Annotated in this window: 11 protein-coding genes; 2 read left to right on the top strand and 9 right to left on the bottom strand. The window is 61.2% G+C overall.

Annotated features, from left to right (window positions below):
• Positions 1-6: 6 nt before the first annotated feature.
• Complete coding sequence (locus tag DUT91_RS15495; protein WP_114441433.1) at positions 7-984, bottom strand: alpha/beta fold hydrolase; 978 nt, start codon at positions 982-984, stop codon at positions 7-9.
• A gap of 79 nt (positions 985-1,063) precedes the next feature.
• On the opposite strand from DUT91_RS15495, the gene DUT91_RS15490 reads away from it, so the two are divergent.
• Complete coding sequence (locus tag DUT91_RS15490) at positions 1,064-1,681, top strand: TetR/AcrR family transcriptional regulator (protein ID WP_114441432.1); 618 nt, start codon at positions 1,064-1,066, stop codon at positions 1,679-1,681.
• 34 nt (positions 1,682-1,715) lie between these two features.
• On the opposite strand, the gene DUT91_RS15485 is transcribed toward DUT91_RS15490, so the two are convergent.
• The 8 genes from DUT91_RS15485 to bglB form a co-directional block, all read right to left on the bottom strand.
• Entirely contained in the window at positions 1,716-2,879 is a 1,164-nt protein-coding gene (locus DUT91_RS15485) for a DUF2235 domain-containing protein (protein ID WP_342634459.1), read from the bottom strand.
• Positions 2,880-2,993: 114 nt separating this feature from the next.
• Positions 2,994-4,082 (bottom strand): ABC transporter ATP-binding protein, encoded by a 1,089-nt coding sequence (locus tag DUT91_RS15480; protein WP_114441431.1) that lies wholly within the window; start codon positions 4,080-4,082, stop codon positions 2,994-2,996.
• Positions 4,083-4,092: 10 nt separating this feature from the next.
• The gene (locus tag DUT91_RS15475) at positions 4,093-5,145 is read right to left on the bottom strand and encodes a carbohydrate ABC transporter permease (protein ID WP_114441430.1); all 1,053 of its coding nucleotides are present in this window, start codon (positions 5,143-5,145) and stop codon (positions 4,093-4,095) included.
• The gene (locus tag DUT91_RS15470; RefSeq protein ID WP_425373809.1) at positions 5,145-6,101 is read right to left on the bottom strand and encodes a carbohydrate ABC transporter permease; all 957 of its coding nucleotides are present in this window, start codon (positions 6,099-6,101) and stop codon (positions 5,145-5,147) included. The genes DUT91_RS15475 and DUT91_RS15470 overlap by 1 nt, the downstream gene beginning before the upstream one ends.
• 125 nt (positions 6,102-6,226) lie before the next feature.
• On the bottom strand, positions 6,227-7,492 hold the full coding sequence (locus tag DUT91_RS15465; RefSeq protein WP_114441608.1) for an ABC transporter substrate-binding protein: 1,266 nt from the start codon (positions 7,490-7,492) through the stop codon (positions 6,227-6,229).
• Between the two features lie 59 nt (positions 7,493-7,551).
• Entirely contained in the window at positions 7,552-10,071 is a 2,520-nt protein-coding gene (locus tag DUT91_RS15460; RefSeq protein ID WP_245419743.1) for a hypothetical protein, read from the bottom strand.
• An 8-nt stretch (positions 10,072-10,079) separates the two neighbouring features.
• Positions 10,080-10,913 (bottom strand): 5-dehydro-4-deoxy-D-glucuronate isomerase, encoded by an 834-nt coding sequence (gene kduI, locus DUT91_RS15455; protein WP_114441427.1) that lies wholly within the window; start codon positions 10,911-10,913, stop codon positions 10,080-10,082.
• Positions 10,910-12,013 (bottom strand): beta-galactosidase BglB, encoded by a 1,104-nt coding sequence (bglB, locus tag DUT91_RS15450; protein WP_114441426.1) that lies wholly within the window; start codon positions 12,011-12,013, stop codon positions 10,910-10,912. Before bglB ends, kduI begins: the two co-directional genes overlap by 4 nt.
• A 147-nt stretch (positions 12,014-12,160) precedes the next feature.
• Between bglB and DUT91_RS15445 the strand changes: the two genes are divergently transcribed.
• Positions 12,161-13,216, top strand: a complete 1,056-nt coding sequence (locus tag DUT91_RS15445; RefSeq protein ID WP_114441425.1) for a LacI family DNA-binding transcriptional regulator — start codon at positions 12,161-12,163, stop codon at positions 13,214-13,216.
• Positions 13,217-13,238 lie beyond the last annotated feature (22 nt).

Genomic DNA, 13,238 nt, shown 5'->3' with positions numbered 1-13,238 from the left:
TACGGCTCAGCCCCTGTTGGCAATTGTCATGAAAGCGGCGAGTTCCTGTCCGTACCGCGCCGGCTCTTCATAAAAGGGACTGTGGCCGCTATCGGCGTAGATCGAGAGACGGCTGTCCGGGCGAAGCGCCTTGATCCGTTCCGACATGGCGAGCTTCACCAGTCGGTCATGCCTGCCGTGCGTGAGCAGGATCGGGCCGGCGAATTCCTTGAAGACCGGTTCCAGATCGGTCGTTGTGGTTCTGACGAAGCCCTCGTTCACCGCGCGTGCCGTCATGCCGTTGAGAACCAGCATGCGCTGCAGGTCGCTCCCCGTCGGCGGCTGATGGAAGCAGGCGGCGAGAAAGTCCGCCGTCGCTGCGGTCCGTTCGGACAGATCCGGCGAGGTGGTGGTTCGGGTAAAGGTGGCCGCCTCCTCGGTGAGGAGATCAAGCGACAGCCTGGTGACCGCATCGACCAGATTGACGCCTGCAATCTGCGAGCCGCCATATTTGCGCAAGTAAGCACCGGCCACAAATCCGCCCAGTGACCAGCCGACCAGCACGGGCTTGCGCAATTTCAAAGCCTCCATCACGGCGGCAACATCATCCGCCCACCGATCCGCATCGGAATAAGCGTCAAGCGAGGCGGGCTTGCCGGAATCTCCGTGACCCCGCAAATCGAAGCCGACCATCCGGAAGTTCTTGAGCGCGGGATCGGCAAACTGCTTGTCCCAGCTCAGCCGGCTCTGGCGCAGGCCATGGATGAACAAAATCTCCGGCGCGGCCGGGTCACCCTGAGCCTCGCCCGCCAGAATCGTGCCATCGGCGGAGTGGACGGAAAACGGCTCCCGCCCGGCTGGCGCCCTTGCTTCGTCTGAGCCGGCAGCTGGTCTGGCTGCATCGATCGCTCCTGCCTGCGGCCCGGCAAAGGCGGTTCCTGCTTCGAAAGCGACCGCAGTAAGGCCCGCCGCGCCGACCAGAAACTGACGTCGTGAATGGTTCATGTGGCTTGCTCCTTGTTGTATAGTGATCGCTATTCAACCTACTTGACGCCACCTGTCAAGATGTTGTTTAGTGATCTCTATGGAACCTAGCGCAAAATCACGCGGCGGACGGCCCTGGAGTTTTGACCGCGACAAGGCGATCGAGACGGCCATGCGGCTTTTCTGGCGGCATGGCTATGAAGGTGTGTCGATCGGTGACCTGACCAAGGCCATCGGCATCGCACCTCCCAGCCTCTACGCGGCATTCGGCAGCAAGGCCGGGCTCTATCAGGAAGCGCTCGCCCGTTACGAGGCTAGCCCTGGCACACAAGTCCGCCCCCCCGCCGCCCCGGCGGCCTCGTTGCCAGAGGCGGTACGCCTGCTATTGGAAGGTGCTGTACGGGCCGTCACCCACCCCGATCGGGAGCGGGGCTGCATGATCTCCAGCGGCATGGTCGAGTGTCATCCTGAACATGCTGGTCTGGCCCGCGAGCTGGCCGAGCGGCGCAATGCGATGCAGGAGAGATTGGCGCGTGCACTCCAGCCCTTCGCCGACATAAACGGGTCGCGCCGCCTCGCCAGGCATCTCGCCGCCATCATGCAAGGCATCTCGATCCAGGCGCGGGATGGGACAACACCAGCGGAATTGCAGGAGATCGTCGAAGAGGTGGTTTCGGGCATTTCAGCGCGATTTTCCCTGGGGAGACAAAGACATTGATGGGGCTTGCAAGCGCGGCCAGACAGGAAAGCCGCTATTGCTCGACGTCGAAAATCGCCGGCAGATTCCGCGGCCTGTAGGACGGCACCAGCGCCTTGCGCTCCAAAACAGATCTATGAATTCTTGCGCCCTCGGGTATCGGTCTGGGTTCATAACGCGGCAGATAGAACCCAAAAATTGACCTGCGTCCGGGCCATTCACTTAAGGCTACCTTTTTCGGCAGCCATTCGAGGATGCGCCAGGCGCCCGTTGCGGAATCATGCAAGGGGGCGCCCGGATCTGGCTGGGCATAGGTGAGCTCGCTTCCCGTTCTCGGCTTGCCCTCGACGAGGTGGCTGAACATGGCTCTGTGGATTTTCAGGCCATGGGTCTGGGCCTGCTCAACCATCCAGGCCAGCGGAAACTTCGACAGCCCGCTTTCCGCCTCGGGATAGCCGCCCCCGATATCGGCGTGACAGCCGGCGAACCAGACCTGGCGGATATCCTGCTTCCTTGGCTCCGACGTCGAAAACCGGTTGGGCTTGTATTGCTGGTTGTCCTTCCAGTTTCGCAGCCGGAACATCCGGCGAAACTCATCAATGGCGATGGCTTGACGAAAAATCGCCACGCTGGGGTTTTGCAGTGTGTAGGGAAGCGTCTCGAAACTCGGAATATAAAGCCGGTCCGGACGTGGCACGATCACCGACGCCACCGTATCCCACACGCCAAGAAACCTGACGGGAACCGTCCGCCCGCCGACGATCCGCCTGAAGTGCCAGGCGGTCGAAAGGTCCTCATTATCCATCGCCGCCCGCTTGTAGGCCGCAAAGGCATAGCCGACATAGTTCAACTGGTCCGGCCGCAGAAGACCGAGCAAATGCATGAACCCGGCAAGCACGCGGACACTGTAGGCGCCGCGGCTGAAGCCGAAGAGGAATATGTGGTCCCCCTCGGTGTAATGTGTCGCCACGAACCGGTAGGCCTCAAGGACGTCATCGTCCAGGCCGTATCCTGTGAGAAGCCCCACGACCCCTTTTATGTCCTGATTAATACGCCCCCAGGTCTTTCTTTGACCCAAAGTGCCTACGCCCGGATCGTAATATACGATCTGACCGTCTTCTTTCTCAAGCATCCTGTATAGCTTAAGCACATTCGATATGTTCACGCCGATTTCGTTGCCTGTACCGTCACAACAGACCACGATATTCTTCGGCAACATATATCTCCTTGTCTATATACCCTCTATAAGACTACCACAGATAGAAAGAAGAACAATTCTCGTCATCAATCGCTTTAATACCGGTCTTTGAACTGAAGCGCCGTATGGGAGATCTCAGGTTCCTGAAAGCCGCGTTCCGTTTTCATCGAACACGTGAAGGTCCTTGACATCGAAGGTCAGCCGGATCTCCTCTCCGGATGCAAGTGCGTGCTGGCCGGTGAGGACCGCCAGCAGCGTTTCGCCGGTCGAGGCACGGGCGTGGACGACAGTTTCCGAACCAAGTCCCTCGACAAGATGCACCTTGGCGCCGATGCCCGGTTCATCCGGCGGAGCGATGCGGATATGCTGCGGACGTATCCCTGCGGTAATCGCCTGCCCGGCCACGCCTGTATGGGCCTTGCGGGGGATCGTCCGTGTTTGTTCGCCAAGTATGCTCACGATCGTGCCCTCTTCGCCCACTGCGGCAATGCTGCCCGGGAGGAAATTCATGCTCGGCGCCCCGATGAAGCCGGCTACGAACCGGTTGGCGGGTGTGTTGTAAAGTTCCAGTGGCGTTCCAACCTGCTCGATCTGCCCCTTGCGCAGAACGACGATACGGTTGGCGAGCGTCATCGCCTCGATCTGGTCATGCGTGACGTAGATCATGGTCGTCTGCAGCCGCTTGTGCAGGGCGGAAAGCTCGGCGCGCATGGAAATGCGTAATTCGGCGTCGAGATTCGACAACGGTTCGTCCAGAAGAAAGGCGGTCGGGTTGCGCACGATGGCGCGTCCGATGGCCACGCGCTGGCGCTGGCCGCCGGAGAGCTGTCCTGGGCGGCGGCCGAGATAATCGCCGATTTCCAGCATACGCGCAGCCTCGGCGATCCGGTTCTCGATCTCGGTCTTCGGCATGCGGGCATTTTCAAGTCCGAAGGCAAGGTTCTGTTTCACGCTCATATGCGGATAGAGCGCGTAGGACTGAAACACCATGGCCAGACCGCGGTCAGCCGCCGGCACGTCATTGACCAGGTTGCCGTCGATGCTGATATCGCCGCTTGTCGGCTTGTCGAGGCCGGCGATCTGGCGCAGCAGCGTCGACTTCCCGCAGCCAGACGGGCCGACGAATACAATGAACTCGCCGTCTCTGATGTCGAGGTCGACATTGTGCAACACCTTGATCGCGCCAAAGGATTTGTTGATTTTTTCCAGTGTGATCCGGCCCATGCCGCACTCCTTACTTCAGGCCCGAGGTGGCGATGCCCCGGGTGATAAACTTCTGCAGGAACACGAAGACCAGGATGACCGGGATCATCGTGACCACGGTCATGGCCAGGATGTACTGCCACTGCACATTGAGCTGCCCGGCATAGACATTGAGCCCCACCTGCAGCGTATAGAGCGACGAGCGGCTCAACACGATCAGCGGCCAGAGAAAATCGTTCCAGCGCCAGACCACGGAGAAGATGGCGAGTACCGCCAGGGCGGGTGCGGCAAGCGGCAGGACGATCCGCCAGTAGATCTGCCATTCCGACGCCTTGTCCATGCGAGCGGCGTCGATCAGCTCATCGGGAATGGTCAGCATGTATTGCCGCAACAGGAAGACGCCGGTCGGGGTCGCGACCGTCGGCAGGATAACGCCCCATAAACTGTTGAAAAGCCCGAGCGCGGACACGACCGAATAGAGCGGCACCATGATGACGCCGAGCGGCACCATCAATGTCCCGACGATGATGATCAGGATCACATTCTGGCCGCGGAATTTGTATTTCGACAGGGCGAAGGCGGCCATTGAATTGATCGCCAGGGTGATAATGGTCGCCACCACCGTGACGAAGACCGAGTTCCAGAGATAGCGAAGGAAATCGAACTGCAGGAACGGCTCGGTGTAGTTGGAGGTCGCAAACGCCACCATGTCCACCGGCTTGCGGTCATTGATGTTGACCTTGTGGACCGTTGCCGGATCCTTCGGATCGATCATCTGGGCGATGATGCCGATGCGACGCTTCTCGGCCAGCCTGGCTGTCGTGCCATCCGGCAGCGTCACCTCGTAGAGCGGCAACGGCTTGTCGAAACCTTCGACGCGCACTTCCTGCGTCACATAAGGCAGGATGGTCGGCGGAAACTTGGAAAGGGCCGCCGGCGACTTGAACGAGGAAAGCGTCAGCCAGACAGCGGGGCCGAACATGATGATCAGCCCGCCGATCAGCCATACCCAGGTGACGATATCGGTCCAGTGCCAGCCTTCTCCGCCGCGCCGGCGGGTGATGAATTGCCCAACGGTTCCCATCAGCGTTCCCCCTTCTTCTCGTTGCGGCGGGAGGCCGCCATCTGCATGAGGGTGAGCACCACCAGGACGGCGCCCATGAGGATTGAAGCTGCCGCAGCAAGACCTGGATTCCTCAGTTCGGAGGCGAAGCCCATCTCATAGATGTACTGGATCAGGTACATGGTGCTGGTGCCCGGCCCTCCATGGGTCAGCACGAAGACCTCGTCGAAGACCTGCACAGCGCGGATCAGTGCCAGCACCAGCACCACGATAAGGTTCGGCATCAGGAGCGGCAGCGTGATCCGCCAGAAGATACGCGAACGCGATGTACCGTCCATTTGCGCCGCCTCGTAGAGATCCCTTGGGATGGCCTGCAGGCCGGCAAGCAGGATCAGCGTATAGAAGCCCATATGGGCCCAGATCGAAACCCCGATCGTGGCGACGAAGGCCGTCGTGCGATCCGTCAGCCAGTTGAACTGTCCGGCGCCAAACATTTCGTAGAGAATGAAATTCAGCAGCCCCTGCCGTTCAAGGATCCAGCGCCAGATGAGACCGGTGACAACAGGCGACAGGAGAACGGGAAAGAAGAAGACGGCGCGCCAGAAGCCACGGCCGATGATCTCGCGATTGAGAATGAGGGCTGTGATCAGCGAGACCAGGATCAGCAGCGTGACCTGGATGACCACGAACCAGGCCGTGTTGCCGACAGCAGTCCAGAACCCATCCTGAACACAGCTGTTCGGGTCGAGATAGCTGGAGCAGGAGAAAATCTCACGATATTGCTGGAGACCGACGAACCGGCGCTCGTCAAGAAATATCTGCGTTCCGCCCGTCATCGAATAGGCGAAGTTGATGACGAAGGGGATCAGCACGAAGACCGTGAAGACAGCCATGTTCGGCAGCAGGAAGAATGACGCCATGCCCGTCTGGCCTGCGATCTTCTGCAGCCCTCGCAGAGGGATGTCGATGATCCCCATGACACGCCCGATGACAGCCAGAACCAGCGAACCGGCAACGCTTCGGATTGCTTTTCGATTGTCAGCCATTCACGCCATCCCCCGGTGCCGGCGCGACAAGCGCGCCGGCTGAACCGTCAAAAGGTTCACTGTGCTTGCTTGGCCTTCTCGGCGATATCCTGGTCGATCCGCTGATAGGCCTCGTCCAGGGTGAGTTCGCCTGCCATGGCCTGGCTGATACGGCTGACAAGTGCGCCATAATAGGTATCCGACCACTTCCAGCCCGCAAGCTTGACGGCTTCGGGCGACGTCGTCGATGAAGCCTTGATAAAGGTGTTCAACGCGTCCTTCACCAATGGGCTGTCAGTCTTGAAATCAAGCCCACCGGCGATGACCTCCTTGTTGGCCGGCAGGAACAATGTCCGCTCGGCGAACTCCTTGGCGACGGGCGCGGAGGCGAGATAGTCCATCACCTTGGCCACGTCCTCAGGGTTCTTGGTCACCTTCATGGCAACGAGGCCGGCGCCGCCGGGCATGCCGGTGCAGGCGGCGGGGCCGCAAGGGCTGCCGGTCGCGACCCAGTCAAACCCGTCGCCGATCTTGGTCATGAAATTAGGGATCTGCCAGGAACCGGCATAGTAGAACACCACCTGCGCGTTGATGAAATCATCTGCCGCCGGACGATAGGTCGTGCCGGCTGCGGACACCCAGACGTCCTTTTCGGCGATGCCGTCCTTCGTCCAGCCAACCAGATCCGAAATGAATTTCTTCGCGCCCTCGTCGAGCGGTGCGGGCATGCCGTCCGCGCCGATATAGTTGGCGCCGTATGAGAGCGCCGGACCCGTGATGCGGTGACCGGAACGGTCGATCGCGACGGGATAAGGGATATGCTGGCTGTCAGCCACTTTCTTGGCCGCCATCACCCAGTCTTCCCAGGTCGCGCCCTCGCCCGGCAATGCGACACCGGCCTGTTCGAACAGCGTCTTGTTGGCGAAGCCGCCAGTCAGCGTCATCTGCGTCATGAAGCCTGGAATGATGTCAGAACCGTCGGGACGCATCCAGTCGAGCTGCTCGCCGTAATTCTTCTTCCAGGCGTCCACGTCCTTCAGATAGGGCGTCAGATCGAGCCAGTATTGCGACAGCGACTTCAGATTGGTGACACGGGCGATATCCGGGCCCTGCCCGGCGGCAAGCTGCACAGGCAGTTGCTCCTTGATGGTCGAATAGGCCACCTCGTCGACGGTGACGTTAATATCCGGATTGTCCTTCTCGAAACGGCTGATCAGGTCCTTCAGGACCTCACCCTCGACCCCGTCCGAATACCACATGATGCGCACATCGCCGGCAAAGGCTGCCGTCGTCGTGAGCAGCGCCAGACCAGCTGCCGCCAGAATTGTCTTGCTCCTCATCATCTCTCCTCCTTCGATGTTGCATCCGACGGCGCCTTCCTCCAAGGCTACCGCCGCATTTTCTAGTTCCCCACGCCGATCGGCCCCGGCGGAAGCTCCGTTGCGCTGCCTTCGACGCTCCATTTTCCCGAATCGATCGTCCGCCCTTCCGCCAGGATACGGCCATCCGCATGGAAATGGACGGGACCATAATCCGGATCGCTGACGACAAGCGTACCGTTCTCGCCCTGCGCGAGCGTCAGGCCGGCGAAACGCGCCGCGAACGCCTCCTCGGATCCATCGCGACCGGCATCACCGAGGCGAATGATCCAGACGCCCTCGTGCCCCGGCAACCGCACCTCATTGCCCGCCGTCGGCCCTTCGAGGACTGGTTCGAGCGGCGCGCTGCCTTTCAGCAGCAGAAGGCCATCGCCGGACCGCGCCACTGCTGTCTCGCCAGTCACATCAGACGCGTCGAATATCTGCCGCGGGAACCAGGCATGCGTGAAATCCGGCTGTTCCGGCGCGCAGTCGAAGACCATGACCGCCAGGCCGCGATAGTGCCAAAGGCGCGGCAGGCTGCCGGAGCCGCCCCAGTAGGAGGGACGGCCGTAGCCAGAATGGATCGTCTCTCCGGGATGGTTGATCCAGACCTGCGCATCGGGATTGTCGCCAAGCCGAATATGCAGAACCGTTTCCTGATAGCCCCACTCGTTCCAGCGGTAATGCGCCGCCGTGCCGATCGAATAGGCCTGCGTCTTGTAATGATAAAGTCGCGCCACGCGGTCCTGCCCCTGGGCGAAACACCATTCCTGGGCTTGAGACCCTCGCCAATCGGCGACAGCAGCAAGATCCGCCGGGATATCGAGGCCGTGATCGCGCAGGCAGAGCGCCATCTGTGGCAGGGCATGGACGCGACGGCCATAATTGCCTTTTCCCCAGATGAGACGCGCAATACCTGAGAGTTCCAGTGAGCCGGCGGCACGCAGCGTGTGTTCATAGGAGCGCCCCTGCGCCCCGGTCAAGATGCCATGATGGGCCGAGCGGGCGACGATTGTAACCAGCCGCCGGATCGCCTTGCGCGCGCGTTCGCGAACGTCCGCATCGGGCGCCAGAGCAAAGAGCGCCGTCAGTCCCTTCAGATCGATCGGAAAATAAGGCGCGGAATTGAATTCAGCCATTTCCCATTTCTCGAAGTGGTCGAGCCATGCCCGAACGCGGGAGAGGCCGATGGCGGACTGCTCGCGGCCTAGCCGTCCTGAACGCTCGAACCGGGCTTCCGGCAAAAGCGCGCCGGCGAGATAGGTGGCCGTGTGGAAAAGCAGCGCATGGTTCTCGGAGAAATACCACTGCACATCATTGCCCGGCTCATCCATCCAGTAGCGGTAGCTGAGGATCGCTTCGTCGATCTTGGCCACGACCTCCGGCGCGATATGCGTCCCGTAGACCGTCCGGCACCAGAGAAGCGGCACCAGCGCGAAATCGGCGCAGTCATGGCAATCCACGATCGTCGGCAACGTATCGGCGATCATACCGTCCGTTTCCGCCCCAAAACGGCCCGAACCGAGACGAGCGAGCGCCGTCACATTGTCGGGCTCGCCATATGAGGAGATTTCATCGAGGGTTTCCCGTATGCGACCTGCGAGATCGCCGGCGGCCTCGCCCTGCCGTTCAGCGTGGCAGATTTCCACACCGAAAACCCGTGACGCGGTAAATCCACCGGCAGAAACAGCCACATGGAAATGTCTGAAATCTGAAGGAAGGGCTTCGGTTTTGCCGACGACCAGACGTGTTTCGCCGGCCTTCAGGTCGCATTCGACCTTCATCGGCTCTTCGCGGGACATGAAATCGCCTGCGATCGTGACCACCGCCCCCGCATCGACGGAAAGTGCCGCTGATGTCACCAGCGCGACCTCGCCGGACCGGTAGACCGGCTGCTCGAAATGCATCTTGTCGAGAGCGGCTTCGATCTCTCCGGCCACGCCAGCCTGAACCGGCACAGGCAGCGCCTGCTTAGCCGCGGGTCCAGAGACGTAATCCATCTGGAAGAAATAGCGGGCGTCGCGCTCGGCAAGATCGTCGAAGAAGACCATGATCTCGTTTTCACCGGCCTGAAGATCGACGGAAAAATCCTGCCTGGCTTCAAGGTTGCGGACATAGTCCGCCATCCAGCCGACTTCCGTTCCGTTGACGAAGAGGACCGCACCGCCGCACGTCCCGAGCCTGAGCGTGGCGGCGCCCGCCTCTTTCACCGATATCATCGTCCGCGCCCAGGTGCCGATCATGGTAGGGCGGAACCAGAAGCCGGAAAGATCGACGCGCGGCGAGCCGAAAGGTAGCCAGAAGCGGGAAAGCGCGAAAACGCCCGCAACGTTCGGACGCTTACCACGCCGCTCGGCGGCGAAGGCGGTGCGGCAGGGATATTCGTGCGGAATGAAGTTCTTGTGCTTGGTCATGAAGAAGAAGGGATCCATTTCCCCCTCCATCGGCTGGTCCGGCACGTCGTAGCGCGCTTCGGCGGTGGCGCCGAGCTGCCAATAGGTTACCGGCATGCCTTCGCCAAGCGGGCGGCGCAGATGGTCCATGTTTGCAGTCAAGGTCATAGCCATGTTCATTTCAGATCCGCCACAGGAACTGGATCAAATTCGGTATAGGCCTGGTTTTCACCGGTCATGCCCCAGACAAAGGCATAGGGACCAGTGCCCGCACCCATATGGATCGACCAGGCGGGGGAGATGACGACATCCCCGTTTGCAACAATGAGGTTGCGTGTCTCGGCCGGCCGGCCCATCAGATGGATCACCCGGTCGGCCTCGGCGAGGTCGAAATAGCAATAGGCCTCCATGCGTCGCTCATGCAGGTGCGGAGGCATGGTGTTCCAGATACTGCCGGGCGCAAGATCGGTGATCCCCATCAACAGGAGGCATGACGGAGCGACCTCTGGATGGATGTACATCCTCAAGCGCCGCCTATTCGACCTGCTGTCTTCGCCGAGATCGAGCGGCTTGGCTTCATCCCTGGTAATCAGGCGATGCGCGATATCGCGGCCCGCCGGCACGGAGTTCATGTAGAAGCGGGCCGGATTGGCGGGATCATCGCTTGCAAGCGCGACCTGCTCCGCGCCCCGGCCAACATAGAGGATATCGCGGTTGGCGAGGGCGAATTCCTGCCCGTCGACGATGATCCTGCCGGCCCCGCCGAGATTGGCGATGCCCATCTCGCGGGCAGTAAAGAACAGCGGCGTGCCGACATCTGCCCCACCGCCGAAGGCGAGCGGCGTTTCCGCCGGACAGGCAGCGCCGACGACCATGCGGTCGACATGGGTATAGGCGAACTCGATATGGCCAGGCGCAAAGAGGCCCTCGATGAGGAATTCAGCCCTCAGCCGCTTCGTATCGAATGACGGAATATCGTTCGGAGAGACGCCATAGAGTACGCGCATCATGCCGCCACCTCCGCTTCCGCGCCGGTATGCTTCAGCCCCTCGGTGAGGCAGAGGATCGCCAGCGCCTGACCGTAGCCGGTCGGCTGGATCGGGATATCTTTATAGAATTGCAGGTCATGGCCCATGCGCGTTCCATAAGACACATTCGCAACGGTTCCCGTCGCGTCGATATTGGCCAGCAACACCTCAAGCGCCCGCAAGCCGGCCTCACGGCAGCCTTTCGGACCAATCCCGAGCCGGGCCGCCTTCATCAGCCCGTAGCCGAAACCGGCGGTCGCGGAAATTTCCTCATAGGAAGACGGATCGTCGAGCAGCGTGTGCCAGGCGCCGGATGGAGCTTGCAGCTTCAAAAGCGCATCGATCTGCGTTTCGAGAACGCCGATGAGGAAGGTGCGGATCGGAGCCGGGATATCGGCAAGCTCGATCAGGTCGAGAATGCCGAGCGTGACCCAGCAATTGCCGCGGCCCCAGAGCGCTTGGGCAAAATTGTGCCGGCCATCGAATGTCCAGCCATGGAACCACAGGCCGGACTTCGGATCGCCGAGATAGCGGCTATGCAGAAGAAATTGACGGCAGGCCTCGTCGACAAGTTCGCGCCGGCCGCTCGCCTGACCATAGGAGGCCAGAAACAATCCGACCATGACAAGCGTGTCGTCCCACAATTCGCGCTCGTTGATCTTGTCTGAAACGATGTGCGGGAGGCCGCCCTCGGGGGTGCGCGGCATGTCGGTCAATATCCGGTCTGCCCATTCATCCATCACCTCGGCCCAGCGCGGATCGCGTGTTTCGCGCCACAAAAGCGAAAGGGCGAGCATCGGCGCCGTGGTGTTGATGTTGAGCGCGGGCAGTCCTTCGGAAATGCGATCGGCATACCAGTTCTCCACCAGCGTCTTCAGCGCGTCATCGCCCGTCTGCTGCCACAGACGGACCAGACCGTAGAGCCCGATGCCTTGCGGCCACTCCCATGAATCGAAACTGATATAATCGCCGGGCGTCCCGTCCAGATTGGGCTCGTCATATTGCCCGTCGTGACGCAGATTCGTCATGCCCGCGACAAGCGGCTTCAAGCGCTCGCGCAAAGCGCGGCCGTCTGGCACCATTTCGCATTTCCTCCCATTCCCACCGTCGCGCGACCGCTCGAGGCTATCTCCGCGACGTTGTGAAAAAGGTGACATAAGGAATTGTGTTGCGCAATATGAAAATTTTTTGCAATCTTCCATGCCTGCAATCAAAAGAGGAACAGGAGCATGCCCGGCAAACGGAGCAATCTGAGCCGCAAGGTCAGGCTGGAGGATATCGCGGCGCGCTGCGGCGTGTCGGTGAGCACCGCGTCGCGGGCGCTTGCGGGGGAAAAAGGCGTCCGGCCGGAGATCCGCGCCCGGATCACGGCAATGGCGAAGGCGCTCAATTATGCCGTCCCTTACGCGATTGCCGGCAAGAAGATCGTCCTGGCGGCAAGTAGCGTCGCCATGATCGACTATGTCCGTAATCAGTTCACCGCACAGGTTCTCGAGGGCCTGCACCAGCGGGCGGAAACGCTGGGCGTCCAGATCGTCACCCAGCCCATGTCCAGCGGTACGCATGATATCGGCGTGTTGCAGGAGGCGCTCCATGACGACGATGTGGCCGGCTTCCTGTTTCTCACCCTTGACGATGAGGATGTACTGGCGCTGACCCGCGATTTCGGCAAGCCGGTGGTGCTGGTCAATGGCGACGACCCGCTGATGCGGCTTTCGAGCGTCACACCCTGCAACCGGTCCGCCGCGCGGATGGCAACGGAATACCTGCAGGGACTCGGGCACGAGCGCATTCTTTTCCTCATGCGCCGCGGCCGGCGGACCATCGAGCGGCGGTTTGAAGGCTGGCGGGATGCGATGCCTGACCGAAATGCCGCGGAGATCGACCCTTTGGTGGTTGAGGTCGGCGACTGGCTGCCCGAGCTTGCGGCCGAGGCGCTCGACAGGCGCATCGCCGAGCGCGGCCTCGATTTCACCGCCGTTCTGGCGGCAGGCGAAAGCCTTGCCGCCGGTGCGATGCTTGGCCTGCAGAATGCCGGCTATCGCGTGCCGCGGGATGTTTCCGTGATGGGCATGGACGACCTGCCGCAGGCCGCGTTCTACAACCCGCCGCTGACATCGATCCACATACCGATGCGCGATATCGGCGCGACAGCGGTCGACCTTCTGCTCGACAGTGTCGATAGCCTGGCTGCCGGTCGGGCGCGGCGCATCGAACTGGCCTGTCACATCGTCGAGCGGCAGTCCACGGCCATCGCCAGACCGGACGACGCGCGAGAAGCATAAGCGCCCATGCCTGCCGGAACCG

Source organism: Paramesorhizobium salinisoli, from assembly GCF_003335045.1.
GTDB lineage: Bacteria > Pseudomonadota > Alphaproteobacteria > Rhizobiales > Rhizobiaceae > Paramesorhizobium > Paramesorhizobium salinisoli.
This window is presented reverse-complemented; position numbering and strand designations above follow the sequence as displayed.